The sequence below is a fragment of the Sporosarcina sp. Y1009 genome, from assembly GCF_057669865.1.
In genome coordinates, this window is sequence record NZ_JBYHFO010000001.1 from 376,946 (window position 1) to 392,273 (window position 15,328).

A 15,328-nucleotide genomic window follows, 5' to 3' on the forward strand; every position below is an offset into this window, starting at 1 on the left:
GCTTAAATCGCGTTACAACACAACAGGTAAAGTAAGTCGCTTCCTGTTTGCTATACTTCACTATTTACTATTAAACCGGCACCTCGGATAATTACTACACCCTAGAAAACTACCATATGGACCTGTCCGATTCACTAGTTGACCTGAACAATTCGGGCAGACTTTCTTTGTAATTGCAGCCTTCCTTTCGCTCTTTTGGTTACGCAAATTGATCACATGTTCAGAACTTAATGTCTTCTGATTTTGAATGCGTTCCGTAATATTTAATAGCTCCGAATTCGAAAGGACAGGCACTTTCAAAGACTTAATAATAGAATTTACGCGATGGGTATAAACGACATACACATCACTAGAATGTATTTGAATATCTTTTAGGGTGGCTTTAGGGGAAAAGTTAATGATTGAAATGAAAGGGATATGCCGATATTTTGGTAACAAATCTTTCAAAGCTTTAATATGACCTTGATTTTGTTTGATCGGATTATAGAATTGTTGTCTGGTTTTATAAATTACTTGGGTCCACCGCTGGTCTATTTCATTCCCATAGATCCACCCTTGGTAATTTTTCGTTTCAACGACAAAAATCCCATAGATGGAGACAATCACATGGTCAATTTGCGTTGTTTTCCCCTCTATAGTTTGTAACGTAATATTGTGCAGTACTTTATATTCATTCGTATCTAGTCCCATGAAAAACAGACGTGAAACGCCCTCACCGATCACACCTTTAATATTCGCCTTTGTAAATCTCTCGAAGAACATACTACGCCCCCTCATTCATTTAAATAAACATCAGAAAAAAGGTTTTACCTAGATTGCGTAAAACCTTTTTTCAAACTTATTTTTTATCTGTTGTATCGACACCGAGCTTATCAAGTATAAAAGCATAGGAAGCTGCGGCTTCTTTTAAGTGGTTGAAACGGCCTGAAGCACCGAAATGGCCTGCCCCCATATTTGTTTTAAGTACAATGTTGTTTTCATCAGTTTTTAATGATCTTAACCGTGCAACCCACTTGGCTGGTTCCCAGTAGCCGACTCTTGGATCATTCAGGCCGGTTGTGATATACATATGTGGATAGTCTTTTGCTTCCACATTGTCGTATGGACTATAGGACTTCATATAAAAATAATCCTCGGGTTCCCGTGGGTCGCCCCATTCATCCCATTCAAGTGTAGTCAGTGGGATCGTCGTATCAAGCATCGTAGTGACAACATCGACAAACGGGACTGCTGGAACGATGACCTGAAACAGTTCGCCGGCCATATTAGCAACCGCACCGACAAGCAAACCGCCCGCACTGCCTCCACTCGCCGCCATTTTACTTGGCGTTGTGTAGTTCTCGTCAATTAGGTGTTTCGCTGCTGCGATAAAATCTGTGAACGTGTTTCGTTTGTTCTGCATTTTCCCATCTTCATACCAATGCCGTCCCATTTCGGAACCCCCACGTACTTGCGCGGTGACAAATATAACGCCTTGTTCCAGTAACAGGAAGCGATACGGACTAAAATTAGGATCACTGTTTGCGCCATAAGATCCATACCCATACAAAATCAGCGGTGCCGGTCCATTTTCAAGTGCCCCTTCAAGATAAACGGCAGTCATCGGCACCTTGACCCCGTCCTCTGCAACCGCCCACAATTGTTCTTGACGGAACTTGGAACGGTCATAGCCGCCACTAACAGGTGCAATTTGTAAAACGCGCTTCTCTCCAGTTTGCAAATCCAGCCCATAAGTTGTTTTCGGCGTCAGCAAAGACTCATATTGAATCAATACCTCCGCTGTCTCATAGCTTTGATCCGATAAAACCGAAACCGTATAAAGTGGCTCATCCCAACTAATTTCCTCCAATTTACCGTCTTGCAGGATCCAGATTTGCGTTAATCCATTCTCCCTTCCTGTGACAAGGAGTTTGTCACGGAACGGGTACATGTTTTGAAGATAAAGGTTATCACTATACGGAATAACATTTTCTCGTGACTGAATATCATCCAGTGGACTGCGCAGTAACTGGAAATTCGGTGCGCCTTCATTTGTCAGGATAAGTAAGTCATTTCCCCAATGTTCAACATCATATTCGATACCACTTTGCCGAGCTTCCAACAGTTGAAAAGCGGATAACGGTGAATCCGCATCTAGCATACGAATTTCGCTCGTCGTTGATGAACCAGAATGTACGAAAATAAATCTTCCGCTTTGCGATTTATTGATGAATAAAGTGAACGTCGTATCTTCTTCTTCATAGATTAGCGCATCACTTTCGACTTCACTCCCTAAATGGTGTCGCCATAAACGGTATGGACGTTGGTGCTCATCTACGGTCGTGTAAAAAATATAGTCACCGCATCGGCTCCATTCCACACTGCCATACAAAAACACATTCGGAATCTGGTCCGGCAGAAGCTCGCCTGTTTCCATATTCTTGATATGAATCGTATACCTATCTGTACCGTCACGGTTCTCCAAATAAGCGAGTCGTTTATGATCTGTACTTATTCGTTGTAGTGTCACACTTAAATAATCATCTTCCTCGACCATCTCGTTTAGATCGAGCACGACTTCCTCCGCAGCCTCAGTCAGAAGCTCGCGATTTGCCGCCTGCTTACGTGCATAGATAGGATATTGCTTGGTTTTGTCCAAACGGGAATAGTAAAAGAATGGTCCATGCTGCACCGGCACTTTTACTTCTGAATCTGGAACACGATCAATCATGCTTTGATAAATTTCTTCAGTTTTACCCGTTAATGGTCGCATCATTTCATCGTAATACTGATTTTCTGCCTCTAGATATTCAATGACCTCTGGATTACTTTGGTCCTTTAACCAATAATAATCATCTTCACGCACATCATTATGTAAATCATGCATATGTGGTATACGTTTTGCTATAGGTATTTTCATAAGCGCCTCCTCTTGGTCTATGTATTATTTTCGTGACATCGTTCGGGAAACCCTCTTTTATTTCGACATTAAGTTCTGTCTGTATATAAAAAAATTGGCTTATCAAATGCTACTCCTTCTTTCTATACATTTAGATAAAGTTTTTAGCGTACAAGCAAAAAATATTAATTTGAATAAGCTACTAGTAAACGTCGTGAAAAAAGGAGGTGCTTTTTTGAGTTCATGTAAAAAGAATTGTTCATGCAGCCGTTGTAAACCATGTGGTGTTCCAGTATCAAAAGTACTAAAAGGAATAGATGTATCTCAAATACCTCAAGAGGGACCTTCATCCTCATGTTGTCCTAAATACTTTTTTAATCAAGACATTTCATTTGTTGAAATACCAACAAATTCTACTATAGAAGTTATACAAGTATACGTTACTTTAGATTCTCCTAATGAACGAGTAAGACTGGATTCTATGGTTTTCACACAAATTATATCGGGGTTTTCCGGTGTAAATTATGGTTTTGAGCTAGTATATAGGTTATTTAGAGATACAACTCAATTAACAGGTATCTCTTTAACTAATACCAGTCAGGTGAAACAAAATGGGGAAACTGCTTTTATTACTGATACTCCTAATCTTACCTGGACGGATGTGCCTGCTGTACCAGGCACATATAATTACCGCATTACAGTTGAACGTAGACCTTTAGCTGAAGAAAATATTGAGAGTGTTTCTGTATATACTAGGTCAATTGATGCAATCGTGTTCCCGTCAGTAAACTTTAGGAGTTGCTAAAAAATTGTGCGTGCTTATTAGGATTAGGGCACAACTTTTTTATTACCAATCTCTCATTAATTTTAGGTACCAATTTTAGGTACCTGTGGTTTGCCCCCTATATTTCGGACGCAGTTAAAACACTAACTTGAGACACTAAGTGCGCTTCTAAGTAGGCTTTTGGTGTCTTATAGCCTAAACGTTTTTGGCTTCTCTCATTGCTAAAGTAGCCGCGGAAGGCCAGTAAGTCGATTTTAGCTTGTGTATAATTATCCAGAGAATAATGAATATCAAACTCGGTTTTGAAGTGAGAAAAGATACTTTCAATGACAGCGTTATCCTGCTCAGCCCCCTTATAATGGACAAAGAGTGAAAGGTACCTGTGTAAATTTCAATTAAGAATATTCATTGTTTTCGGATAAAAACTCAAAAAGATATCGACAAAGTGTTATATAGTCGGTATTCCCACTCTATATTTATGCAATTTTTGTGTATTGTCCGAATACTGTCCCGCACAGGTACCTGACACTAATTAACGATGAAAAAATGAAGGAGAAAGAATTAATAAAAGAGCTTGAAAAAATGCCCATGGAGACGTATCGAGATTTAGCCATAGAATTAAGTTCAGAAATAAAAGATGGCACCATCAATATTGAGAATCATAATTTCGGACTGTCTCTCGACTTGCAAAGAGTCTGGTCAGATCGTTTAATCGGAGCTTCAGCCACTGATTATGGAAAGCTATTGGCAGTCATTTCTAATGATGAACTTTCAGCAGTAGCCGCCGAAACGGTTAGAGATTTACTCGAATGGCCAATGGAAATGAATGAAGATAATCATAAACGTTTTGCCCATATAGGTGCAAAAGGTGGATCCACTGCATTCATCCTAAACGACGCCATGTATGCAGAAGACCACACTGGCAATAAAATAGAAATTGTTCTTTTGACAGATGACTTAAGCATTTGGAAAAGCATAATGATCAGTCATAATTTGAATACCTTCGAATCGAAATTAATCGGCAGTGAAGATTATCGGCAAGAGATTATAAAAGAACTTACAGGACTATAATTTCTAAAAGCCATCATCAATTTTAATTTGATGACGGCTTTTTAGGCGTCTTTGCAAGAAAATACACGACAATAGTATAATTTTCCACTGTACCTATTTAACATATAACTGTTTTGTCATCAACTTTCTTTTCGTCCAAATCAATGTAAATATCAAAAATAACTCAAATGCGTTTGTCACTGCGCCACTCTCTACATTTATAGGTACAGCACTTCCAATCGTCATCACGACGGCACCTATAAAGAAAACTGTCCATTTCGTTTTTTTCCATAAGATCGCACTTGCTATAATGAGAACCAGTGTAACGAGTAACACCATAAGCGGTGGACCTGTCGCTTCTGCTATATTTGAATAGCTGACGACGCCGTATTCTTTCACGACTTCAAGTTCCAACCCGAAAACTTCTATCGTGAATTCGAATACGATTAAACCAACCGTATAAAGAAGCCCTACTAAGACCAGCCACTTTTTCTGTGCCCATTCAATTCCACTTTCCCGTAACGTACCTACCGAATACATCACCAGTAAAGGTGTGATTAAAGCGTGTAAGCAAAAACGAGCGAAATTCAAGCTTTCTAGTAACTCCCCTTCGCCAATCCACTTCCCTGTGGCCAGTATCAAGTTATCATAAATAAGCGGCAATATGACAATATAAATTACACTGGTCCATTTTCTTAAATCCGTTTTTCTAATGCCGGATATTCCCCAGATTAATAAGACCGCATATAAAGCAGCATAAAGAAAATATAAAAACGTATCCATATAATCCACCTCCTCCTTTCTCATCCATTCCCAAATATCAATATGTTTTAACCAGAAAATTAAAAAATCTGCAAATAACTGGTTAATTTGCAGGTTCCCCATTTTTATTTAAAAGTCTATATGACCAGACGGACATGTCCACCCGTCTATCGCCCTTACGCTATCAAGGGTAAGGCAACCAAACAGCCTTACAATCAAAAACCGATCACACACTACACACTATTACGATGGTATTTTCCGAGAATTAATCGACAAAGCTTTTATGGATTATGATGTACCAGTGGAAATGAATATTCCGGGATTAACATGACGTGATCGTTTCCTACACATATACGCAACATCATTGAATGCTTCCCAATAGAAAGCTTGACACAAAGCATAAGAGATTGTCAGTTTCCTGAATTAAATTACGTAATCTTGGAAATAATGAGTTTACAGTTAGGAGCTGATAGTCTTGTCAATTAAATATTATGAAGATAAAAAAGCATTTTGCTATATCTGTCGCAAAACTACACTTTTTACGCATAGAGATTTAAATAATAATATTGGCGTAGAAAGCCATTGTAGCGAATGTGAAGGGGTCTGGTTTGAATGGCAAAATAGGGCTGTCGAAAGAGAAATGGCAAAGTGGATTGAGTATAATTGCAACGAGTTCGCTAATAAGCGGTTTGTCTATTCCGAAGTGTAAATGATAACTTTTAGTAGATCACTCAGACATTTAGAATATGACGAACAAAATCCCCTTCGATTCAAACAAGGGGATTTTGTGTACTTTTATATTAGCAATGGCCTCACTCAATAAATAAGTAATTACTTATGCCAATAGTTATTAGCAAAAGCAACTGTTTGAAAATGTATGGCGATAACTTGTGAAGCTGCTATCAAATTGTCGGCATTTCTAGAATAAACTGGTCGTATTACTTTCCTAATATCCTCTGAAGGTTGTATAAGTTCTATCGCCTTTGTTGCGAGCTTAACTGCTAATTTATATCCTTCTTCTGGCGTTTTTGTTCGCAGCGTTTGCAGCTGGGCGTTCGACATGTCGTTCACTTCCTTTGCACAGATACTATTGATAGCGTATGCAAACCTGCAAGTGATTGTTTTTACAACAGCTTTGTTAGGTTGGATCGTTCCCATAAATCGCTAACCATTGTTGCCATATGGCGAACTTTTGACCATCCCATTGCAATGTATTGATGACATATCCAAATGAATCTGCATGATAAAGCCCGCTAATCTTTTGATAAGCTTGTATTTCAAACACACCATCTTGGTCCATATCGACTGGATAGAATCCGCTAACCCCATCAGCCATACCTGTAATTGGTTCCTTTAAAGTTCCATTTTGGTTATAGATTTGCGATAGATACTCGGAACCTCTTCCATCAATCGCAAGTAGAAATGTTTGACCTGTTGCTAAACTTTGTACACTTAATTGATAGTAATCCAAATAGGTGACGGTATACTGATTCTCCTCATTATATTGATTATAATCAAACAATTTCCTAGCCTGATTATTACCGAAAGAGTAAATATAATTATACGTAAACGCACCAGATCCGCCTGATTGAATGGAAACTAAAATATCCATAATGCCGTCCCTAGTAAAATCTCCTAGAAACACTGTTGGCTGATAACCCGAATTCCCATTTTCGTCTAGCGCAATGGTATAGACTTTTCTTGTTGCACCGTCTTGAATATTTAAGGTAATCTGCTCTAAATAGGGACTGGATGGATCCGCCGACTTGACTGCAGTCAAATAGACGTAATCCACTGTCCCGTCACCATTCACATCTCCATAGGCACCGCTTATAATCATTGGTTGTCTGTCGAGATTTGGATTATTTGCATACACGCTTTACCACTCCTACCTAATCTTTTATATCAGCATATTCAATTAGGCGGTTTGGTGATAATAAAAGCATCTGTGCCAGGTTCAATCAGGAAAATTCACGACTTTGAATAGGATCAAAGTACCTGTGCGTGGTTGAATTATGACAATTCATGGATTTGAATAAAAAGTTAAAAGGAAGTCGAAAAGACGCTGTCGTATTCGACTTCCTCTTTTTACTTTATACAATTGTAGTGTATTGTCGAAATAGTTTTTCGCACAGTGGTACCTGATTTTCAGGATGTTTTCCGAAGTCGATTGGAATCCGAAGAACGCGTTGACTTTCTAATTGTCGGTTCAACCGCGATGGAGAGCGGCGAACCGGGTTATGCCGAACGACTTAAGACTGCTCTTGAAGAGGCGTACGGTGATTTTGTGAATGTAACGATAGAGGCCATTGATGGGACTTCTGATTTATTCGTAGAAAACTTAAGTGATGAAATTGATTTTGCTCAGGAATTTGATGTCGTTTTATTTGAACCATTTACGTTAAATAACAACGGAATCGTCGTCATTGAGGACGAGCATCAACATGTTAATTTATTCCTCGAAAAATTGCAATCGGATATGGAAGACGCTGTCATCGTTCTACAACCGCCACAGCCAATTCACTAGGCGTACCTATTATCCAACACAAGTGAGTGCGCTGCAAAATTTCACAGTGGCAAAAGGCATTCCGTTTATCAATCACTGGAGTGAATGGTCAGATAAGGACTCTGATGAATTACTCGATTTTACAGATGACAATAGTATGCCGAATAGTGACGGTGCCGAAATTTGGGCAAATACGCTAATAGATTATTTTATAGCCAAGTAGAAGACATAAACTATTTAAGCTGAAAACTGCTTAATAGTTCTGATGGAGGAATAGAAGATGAGTAGAGTTAATAGAAAGAAAAAGAAAAAAGTATGGCCGTGGATTGTTGGGTTATCGGCGTTCTAGTACTTGGTATCGTCGGTTATGGCGTAATGATTTATATGGACTTGACGAAAACGGCAAAGGACATACATGACCCGATTGACCGTGAAATATCGGATATGCGTGTTGAGCCTGTCGATTTCAAGGGTCAGGAACCTTTCTCCATGCTCGTACTTGGTGTTGACGCACGTGAAGGTGACGCTGGTCGTTCCGATACGATGATCGTTTTGACGGTCAATCCTCAAACAAATTCAACAAAAATGGTCAGTATCCCCCGTGATACATATACGGAGATTGTTGGAAAAGGCATTAATGACAAGATCAACCACGCTTATGCATTCGGCGGCATTGAAATGTCAATGGCCACCGTCGAGAACGTGCTCGATATTCCAATTGACTACGTTACACAAGTGAATATGGATAGTTTTAAAGATATCGTTAATGCTGTCGGCGGTGTTGATGTGAACAACGCATTGGATTTCAAAGTGGATAATTACACGTTCCCAAAAGGTAGTATGTCATTGGATGGTGACGAAGCACTTGCATTCGTTCGCATGCGTAAAGAAGATCCACGTGGCGACTTCGGGCGTCAAGATCGTCAGAAACAAGTACTCCAAGGCGTGTTACGTGAAGGCGCATCTGTAAGTAGTTTGGTAAATTACAAGAGCATTTTCGGCGCAATCGGCGACAACGTCAAAACGAATCTGACGTTCGACGAAATGGTCGATGTCCAAAAGAATTACCGCAGTGCGGCTAGCAAAGTCGATCAGCTGATTATCGAAAAAGGTACGGGTGAGACGATAGATAGCGTTTGGTATTATATGATGAATGATGCTGAGTTGGATGGTATTAAGGCTGAATTGCAAGAGCATTTAGAGCTTTAAGGATTGAGAAGGAAAGAACCAAGGCCGCGGCCTTGGTTCTTTTTTTGTTGGGTGGGATTGGGCGGAGTTCAGGAAGTTGAGAGAAGTTCGCGGACGATTGCTGGGATTTCGTTCAAGACAGAGGCGAAACCCACAAGGATTGAAAGAATTTAGGGCTAAATGAAAAGGGATGTGTAACATCCCTTCCTAATTCGGTTCGGTTTTGGTGATATAACCTTTTCGAGTATTTTTCTCTCTGTGACCTTATATTTGTATCCTACCTACCAACCTAACCTTTTGACATTTTCACATTCGTATTCAAGGTTTTTTCTTCGGACAACCGATAAATGAACAACAAACCGAGTTATTTGAAGGATGGTTTTCGAATAACTCGGTTTATTTGAAAACGTACATTAGTCACGCAGTTGTATCATGCGTAAAAAGGGAATTTTAACTTCATTCAGCAGAGTCTCTAATAGGCGCTGGTTAAATTACCGCAGATTTAAACTAACTTGTTTGCAATAAGATGATTGTTTGAGCATCTCTGATCAACAGAATAAATAACTTAGCCTAACATCCATTTTTAATTTTAACCATTGTTATCGCTTTTGTCTCCCTAGTTCTTTATAACGGAAACTAGATTAGCAGGTTCAGGTAAGAAATAAATTAAAGCTCATTGCTTTGATATTTGTTTTGCGGATTCCTTTAACTTAGCTACATGTTTAGATTTCACATCATGATCAAACTCTCCAGTAAACCCAATAATACAAATAGCTGCCGCAATATTGTTGTTATAGTCAAATATGGGGGTTGCAATCGCCGTACTTCCAGGCACCCCCGAAAATTGTGTCTTACGGACGGAAAGGTAATCCTGCCTAATTTTATTTAGCTCTTCCTCTACTGTTTCCTCATTCAGTTCATATTGTACAATTTCTTGCTGAATTAAAGACCCAACTTGTGTCGAAGGCATGAAGGCTGCAAAACATTTTCCTGCTGCACTCATTAATAATGGATAAGGGACTCCTTCCCGAACATTTATATTTATTGGATTTTTACTTTCCAAATGCTTAACAACCACTGGACCCTCTTCACTCCAAACAGCGATATAAATTGACTGATTTAACTGATTACTTAATTCTCTAAGAAAAGGTTCAGCAATCGAAATAATATCATACTGTCGAAGTGCATGTTGTCCAAGTTCAATTAATCTTGTTCCCATTGAATAAGTTGAATCCTTCTTATTTTGCACAAGCACACCTAACCTTGTAAAACTGGTTAGATATTTATGAATTCTACTTTTGGACATATTCATTTGCTTAGATAACTCTGTTACAGATAAAGCTTGATTTTTAAAACAGCCCAAAATATTAAAGGCAATCTCTATAGACTGGACTCCCTGTGATTTCGAGGAGGAATCGTCAACAACTTTGTTCATAGTTTTATAATCCTACTTTTGTATTGACCAATTATAAGGTTTTCTTTAACAAGTCCATTTTTAGATATAGCATGTAAAGCTTTAAGGGTCTTGTCGATTATTATCATGGCAAAATTAACTCTAGCGATCTGTTTAATCCAATCATCACAATGTCTTAACACTTTTTCCGGCTGATATACATGATTTATCAAATCACTCACGCTCCATGATTATTTATTTAAATAAATTCTGGGAAAATAATGACAGCTGTGGCACATCACTCTTTATTAACAAACAAATAACTATCGCTACAAACATGGGGATAACAGCTTTTACGATTTCATCAAACGACACTTTCCAATAGCAGAAGCAGCAAAAAGGCTTACACCCACAGGTGATGCAATATATCCAATCGTCAAATTAAGAATCTTGATTACGCCAAAATGAATAGGATCTAGTCCGATTTGTACAGCTATAGGCAGTAATATAGGCGTTAAAATATCAATTGGATTATCCGATATCGCTAACATATGTTGCGCAATCTTAACGGGTACATGTTCAACCGTCAACAAATGCAGTTTATAGGCCAATCAAATCAAGTATAACACTGTTTATTTTAAGGGTTTCAACTAAACTAGCATATACACCATTCCATTTTAAATCCTTACATATAAAGGCTCCTTTAAAAAAGCATAAGCAATCGTTATTGTCGACGACACTGGCCGCGTAAAAAACCTGCATGAATTCCACCAAGTACAATAATCGGTTTAAATAATGCCCATAGCTGAATTGGTCAACCAATTCCTTCAATATTCGGATGTTTTACGTGCAGTATATAAATTGAAGCCCCCATTTCCGGATATTCAAACATAAGTGCTTTAAACACTCTAAATCGTTTACATAATCTCAATCTAATTCATTTTTTAAGCTATTACACTTTCGCTCACCTTATAAAGGTAATTCGTCCCCAATACTAGTAAACTTCATTAGGTGTCCCTTCCTAGGTAAGGTAACCAAGTTGCTATGTCTGGAAATACCATAATAAGTATGATTACAACTATTTGTATGACAACAATACTGATAACAGCCTTATAGATTTCTTTAATTGGAACTGAATCGGGTAGCACACCCCTTATAACAAACAGTAACAAACCAAATGGTGGTGTGATGTTTCCTAACCCTAAACTAATTAGCATTAATACACCGAACCACACTAGATCGTAGTCAAATGCAATCACTACGGGTATAAATAAAGGGATAGTAATCATCATTATAGAGATTGGATCAATAAATGCCCCTAAAATAAAAATAATAAGCAACATGAAAATGACTGTTATCATAGGAGATATATCCCAAACAAGAACTAAATCTACTAACTCTCTTGTTGCACCGGTGTATGCAAGTAACTGGCTAAACCCAGCGGAAGTACCTAAAATGAGTAAAATCATACTACTAACTTTTAGAGTACCTAAGATAGCATTTTGCATGACAGATTTATTTAACCTTCCATAAAATAAGGCCAAAATAATTGCACCAAGTGCCCCAGTAGCGGCAGATTCCGTTGGCGTAACAATCCCTAAAAAAATAAATCCTAGGACTACAATAATTAGTGTAGATGCCGGCAAAATATCTACAATCAATGAACGAACTTTTTCACGCCAACTTGAGGCTGGCACTTCGTAATCAGGAGCCAAAGAAGGAGTAATGAATCCAAGAACCAAATAATATATCACTGTAATGATAGCAATTAGTAATGCTGGTATAATACCTGCAATTAATAAATCACCAACTGAAATTCTAGCTGTACTTCCTAATAGTATTGCTGTTGTACTAGGAGGCATGATTAAAGCCAGAGATCCAGCAGCCACAATAGGACCCACGATCATTTTCAAGTGGTATCCCCTTTTCTTCATCTCGGGGGCTAATGTAGAACCGAGCATTGCAGCATCTGCCACCGCTGAACCACTCATTGCCGAAAGTAAAGTGCCCGTACCTAATGTAAGTATACTTAGACGACTTGGAATTTTACCTAGAAATTTGGATAATCCATCTAAAACTTTCATCACCAACCCGGAGTGAAACAATACTTCCCCCATAAGAATAAACAATGGAATTGGCGTGAGTGAAAACTTTGTAAGTGCATCAAATGAGCTGTTTACTAAATTTGACATCCCTGTTGTAAAACCGATAAAAATGGTAGTTAAAATAATATTGATTGTTAAAAAAGCAAAAGCAATTGGGAATCCAAAGAAAATAAAAACTAATAACAGGACAAAAAACAACAGTATGACAAAATACCATTCCATATCAAAGTCCAACTCCTTTTGCTATTAAATAATTTATGTCGTTGGGTTTTCATGTATATCTTCGCTATCTACATCATGTCGATAGAAAAGTTGTATCATGATCAAACAAAATCGTATTAATAAGAATAAACTTCCTACGGCAATAGGGGCTATTAAAATGTACTTGGGCCAAGAAACACTTTCCATTATCACAATTTCTCTTTGATAAAAGTTAAGGGTCATCTTAAAGCTAAACCAACAGAAAAACGCACAGCTAATTCCAGAAACCAAAGTGATTATAAATGTATTCACTTTTAGTTGCATCCCTTTTAGATTCGCAGTTATCAGATCAACTTGAACATGACCGCCGTGTTTTAATACCCATGGAGCAGATAAAAACACTAAATAAAGTGCTAAATAGCCAGCCAAATCATTCACCCATAAGACCGATGCATTGAAAAAGGATCTGGATATAACGCCATACATAATACTACTAAGTATGAGTATCAGACTTGTCCCTGCTATGATGAGTAAAAAAATCTCAATAGCAGAAATCGCTTTAAATACACTTTTCAACCCTTTTTGAAACAAACTTAAGTTTGTTTGTTTACTACCCACATTTCATGCCTCCTTGAATCTTAATTGAAGAAAGTTATTAAACAATCTGTATAAGTTAAATTTCATTCCTGTAAATTTAAAATCACCTTCATTTTATAGACATACCTTCTCCCAGTGGTAGATTGCTTTATTCATAATATAAATATCTTAACCTGCCCGGGAAAAAGATTCACAATATACAGGTAATTTCAGCCAGACTACAATTCTAGCAGAGAGTGCTGCAAAAAGAGTAATTATGAAATTGACTCATAGAATTCGTTTTAATAAAAGTGATTGCCATTATTTAAAGAGAAATAGAACCACAACACTGATAATTAATAAACTATTTTGGATTATTTCCTAAAATACTTTTCAAGTTCTTCGCTATCATTAACTCTTGTTTCAATCCATTTCCATGAAGCTTCAGCGGCTTTATCTAAAAAAACTTCACTATCAGTTAATGTAATAGATTCAACTCCATGACCTTCGAGAACCGTTTGCTCCTCTTCGAGAGCTACTTTTAGCTCTTTTTCAGCTTGGTAATAAGTCTCTTTTGCTGCTTCTTCAACAATCTTCTGAAGTTCTTCAGGTAGATCATTATACGCATCTAAATTCATTAACCATATACTCTCAATCCTATTAAATTTAGGGAATATCTGGTAGTCAAGCTCTTCTGCTATACCAATATCAGTAATACCAATTTCTGCCCAAGCAACACCATCAACCATTCCTTTTTCTAATGCACTGTATACTTCTCCGCCTTCAATTGAAATTACTTCTGCCCCAAAAGCTTCAAGAGTTGGAATGTATTTTGTAGTGCCACGAATTCTTAAACCATCTAAATCACTCGTAGATTCTACTTTCTTTTTTGTATAAATGCCATCTTGAATGTCGAATACTCTTCCTAAAGTGATTGCATTCATACTTTGATGTTGCTCATTTAAATATTCCCAGCTTCCCCTTTCTAGTTCCTCTTCATATGTTAATTCAGAAAAGTTTATTGCAAGTGCCTCAGGAACCAGCTCTGCATAATAAGAGACAAAGTTTAGTGAGATATCAAGAGCACCATTTTGGATTGCTTCTCCTTGATTAAAAGCTGGAATTGCTTCTGGGCCACCAATAAAATCTATTTCAATACGCCCATCACTATTTTCTTCTACTAGCTCTTTGAATATCATAAGCGGGGTTGTGAATATATTAGTCTCGTCTAGGATTGACGCTGCTTTAAGTGTAAACACTTTCTCATTACTTTCTTCGCTTTTTTTGGAATTTGTTTCTTTCTCCGAACTAGAACAGGCCGATACCAAAATAATCATGCCCATACTTAATGAAATTAATAAGACTTTTGTTATATTCATCCAAGTTTTTTTCATATAAAGTGTCCTCCGTATTTTTATTTCGTTAAAGTATTTGAACTGAGCTTTCAATTCTACTGAATTGTTCATCAAATGATTATTTTAACCACAAATCTACCAGAGCCTCTAAGAGTAGTGGATCCCACAGAAACAAGTTTACTATTTTCACCTACTAATATTTTTGAATATGCTTAACTTAGTTTAATAGGCCATGACGGTGAATCGCTAAATACACCGTGTTGCCTCTTTAAACGGCATGATATCTCATTATTTCTTGACTAAAAAACAACTGAATCCGCTTACATTTATTGTTGATTTGTAATCTATTTCTTCATTATAGAGCATTATTAGTGGCTCGTATTCATTTTACCCCAGCTAGTAATACTCACTTTGTTATAATTTGGAAAAGAAGGGGGTGTCCCATAAATCGTCAAAATCATACCCCCTAATAACTATTGATAGCTAATAGATTTTCTACAAAAAAATAACTGCGAAAGGGTTTTTAGTCC

16 protein-coding genes and 1 pseudogene are annotated in these 15,328 nt (G+C 37.6%); 6 read left to right on the forward strand and 11 right to left on the reverse strand.

All coding sequences use genetic code 11. The annotated features are described in order from the left end of the window. Positions 1 to 60: 60 nt before the first annotated feature. Together AC25Y1_RS01780 and AC25Y1_RS01785 are read right to left on the reverse strand one after the other, a co-directional pair. Positions 61 to 762 carry an NERD domain-containing protein gene (locus AC25Y1_RS01780; RefSeq protein WP_488146215.1) on the reverse strand — a complete coding sequence of 234 codons (702 nt, stop codon included), beginning with the start codon at positions 760 to 762 and terminating at the stop codon, positions 61 to 63. Between the two features lie 76 nt (positions 763 to 838). Continuing rightward, positions 839 to 2,899, reverse strand: a complete 2,061-nt coding sequence (locus AC25Y1_RS01785) for a S9 family peptidase (RefSeq protein WP_488146216.1) — start codon at positions 2,897 to 2,899, stop codon at positions 839 to 841. A gap of 214 nt (positions 2,900 to 3,113) precedes the next feature. Between AC25Y1_RS01785 and AC25Y1_RS01790 the strand changes: the two genes are divergently transcribed. After that, positions 3,114 to 3,683 carry a hypothetical protein gene (locus AC25Y1_RS01790; RefSeq protein ID WP_488146217.1) on the forward strand — a complete coding sequence of 190 codons (570 nt, stop codon included), beginning with the start codon at positions 3,114 to 3,116 and terminating at the stop codon, positions 3,681 to 3,683. A gap of 97 nt (positions 3,684 to 3,780) precedes the next feature. On the opposite strand, the pseudogene AC25Y1_RS01795 reads toward AC25Y1_RS01790, so the two are convergent. Next, positions 3,781 to 3,999: pseudogene (locus AC25Y1_RS01795) on the reverse strand (hypothetical protein); the annotation flags it as partial. 209 nt (positions 4,000 to 4,208) lie between these two features. On the opposite strand from AC25Y1_RS01795, the gene AC25Y1_RS01800 reads away from it, so the two are divergent. After that, positions 4,209 to 4,733, forward strand: a complete 525-nt coding sequence (locus AC25Y1_RS01800) for a hypothetical protein (RefSeq protein WP_488146218.1) — start codon at positions 4,209 to 4,211, stop codon at positions 4,731 to 4,733. Between the two features lie 93 nt (positions 4,734 to 4,826). Here the strand turns inward: AC25Y1_RS01800 and AC25Y1_RS01805 are convergent, their stop codons facing one another. Beyond that, positions 4,827 to 5,495: a hypothetical protein gene (locus AC25Y1_RS01805; protein ID WP_488146219.1), complete on the reverse strand. Its 669-nt coding sequence runs from the start codon at positions 5,493 to 5,495 to the stop codon at positions 4,827 to 4,829. A 454-nt stretch (positions 5,496 to 5,949) separates the two neighbouring features. Between AC25Y1_RS01805 and AC25Y1_RS01810 the strand changes: the two genes are divergently transcribed. Further along, positions 5,950 to 6,183, forward strand: coding sequence for a hypothetical protein (locus tag AC25Y1_RS01810; RefSeq protein WP_488146220.1), 234 nt, complete (start codon positions 5,950 to 5,952; stop codon positions 6,181 to 6,183). A 122-nt stretch (positions 6,184 to 6,305) separates the two neighbouring features. On the opposite strand, the gene AC25Y1_RS01815 is transcribed toward AC25Y1_RS01810, so the two are convergent. Together AC25Y1_RS01815 and AC25Y1_RS01820 are read right to left on the reverse strand one after the other, a co-directional pair. Next, positions 6,306 to 6,536 carry a hexameric tyrosine-coordinated heme protein gene (locus AC25Y1_RS01815; RefSeq protein ID WP_488146221.1) on the reverse strand — a complete coding sequence of 77 codons (231 nt, stop codon included), beginning with the start codon at positions 6,534 to 6,536 and terminating at the stop codon, positions 6,306 to 6,308. Between the two features lie 76 nt (positions 6,537 to 6,612). After that, positions 6,613 to 7,350: an FG-GAP-like repeat-containing protein gene (locus AC25Y1_RS01820; protein ID WP_488146222.1), complete on the reverse strand. Its 738-nt coding sequence runs from the start codon at positions 7,348 to 7,350 to the stop codon at positions 6,613 to 6,615. 258 nt (positions 7,351 to 7,608) lie between these two features. Between AC25Y1_RS01820 and AC25Y1_RS01825 the strand changes: the two genes are divergently transcribed. The 3 genes from AC25Y1_RS01825 to AC25Y1_RS01835 all read left to right on the forward strand — a co-directional run bounded on the left by AC25Y1_RS01825 (position 7,609) and on the right by AC25Y1_RS01835 (position 9,189). Then, positions 7,609 to 8,001, forward strand: coding sequence for a hypothetical protein (locus AC25Y1_RS01825; protein ID WP_488146223.1), 393 nt, complete (start codon positions 7,609 to 7,611; stop codon positions 7,999 to 8,001). Between the two features lie 46 nt (positions 8,002 to 8,047). Next, the gene (locus AC25Y1_RS01830; protein ID WP_488146224.1) at positions 8,048 to 8,203 is read left to right on the forward strand and encodes a hypothetical protein; all 156 of its coding nucleotides are present in this window, start codon (positions 8,048 to 8,050) and stop codon (positions 8,201 to 8,203) included. A gap of 92 nt (positions 8,204 to 8,295) precedes the next feature. Beyond that, the gene (locus AC25Y1_RS01835) at positions 8,296 to 9,189 is read left to right on the forward strand and encodes an LCP family glycopolymer transferase (RefSeq protein ID WP_488146225.1); all 894 of its coding nucleotides are present in this window, start codon (positions 8,296 to 8,298) and stop codon (positions 9,187 to 9,189) included. Between the two features lie 652 nt (positions 9,190 to 9,841). Here AC25Y1_RS01835 and AC25Y1_RS01840 read toward each other — a convergent pair. The 5 genes from AC25Y1_RS01840 to dctP form a co-directional block, all read right to left on the reverse strand. Then, a complete protein-coding gene (locus tag AC25Y1_RS01840; protein ID WP_488146226.1) occupies positions 9,842 to 10,603 on the reverse strand; it encodes an IclR family transcriptional regulator in 762 nt (253 codons plus the stop codon). A gap of 311 nt (positions 10,604 to 10,914) precedes the next feature. Beyond that, the gene (locus tag AC25Y1_RS01845) at positions 10,915 to 11,172 is read right to left on the reverse strand and encodes a TRAP transporter large permease subunit (protein WP_488146227.1); all 258 of its coding nucleotides are present in this window, start codon (positions 11,170 to 11,172) and stop codon (positions 10,915 to 10,917) included. A 396-nt stretch (positions 11,173 to 11,568) separates the two neighbouring features. Beyond that, entirely contained in the window at positions 11,569 to 12,888 is a 1,320-nt protein-coding gene (locus tag AC25Y1_RS01850) for a TRAP transporter large permease (RefSeq protein ID WP_488146228.1), read from the reverse strand. A gap of 33 nt (positions 12,889 to 12,921) precedes the next feature. Then, complete coding sequence (locus tag AC25Y1_RS01855) at positions 12,922 to 13,485, reverse strand: TRAP transporter small permease (RefSeq protein WP_488146229.1); 564 nt, start codon at positions 13,483 to 13,485, stop codon at positions 12,922 to 12,924. A gap of 332 nt (positions 13,486 to 13,817) precedes the next feature. Further along, on the reverse strand, positions 13,818 to 14,837 hold the full coding sequence (gene dctP / locus AC25Y1_RS01860) for a TRAP transporter substrate-binding protein DctP (RefSeq protein ID WP_488146230.1): 1,020 nt from the start codon (positions 14,835 to 14,837) through the stop codon (positions 13,818 to 13,820). Between the last annotated feature and the right edge of the window lie 491 nt (positions 14,838 to 15,328).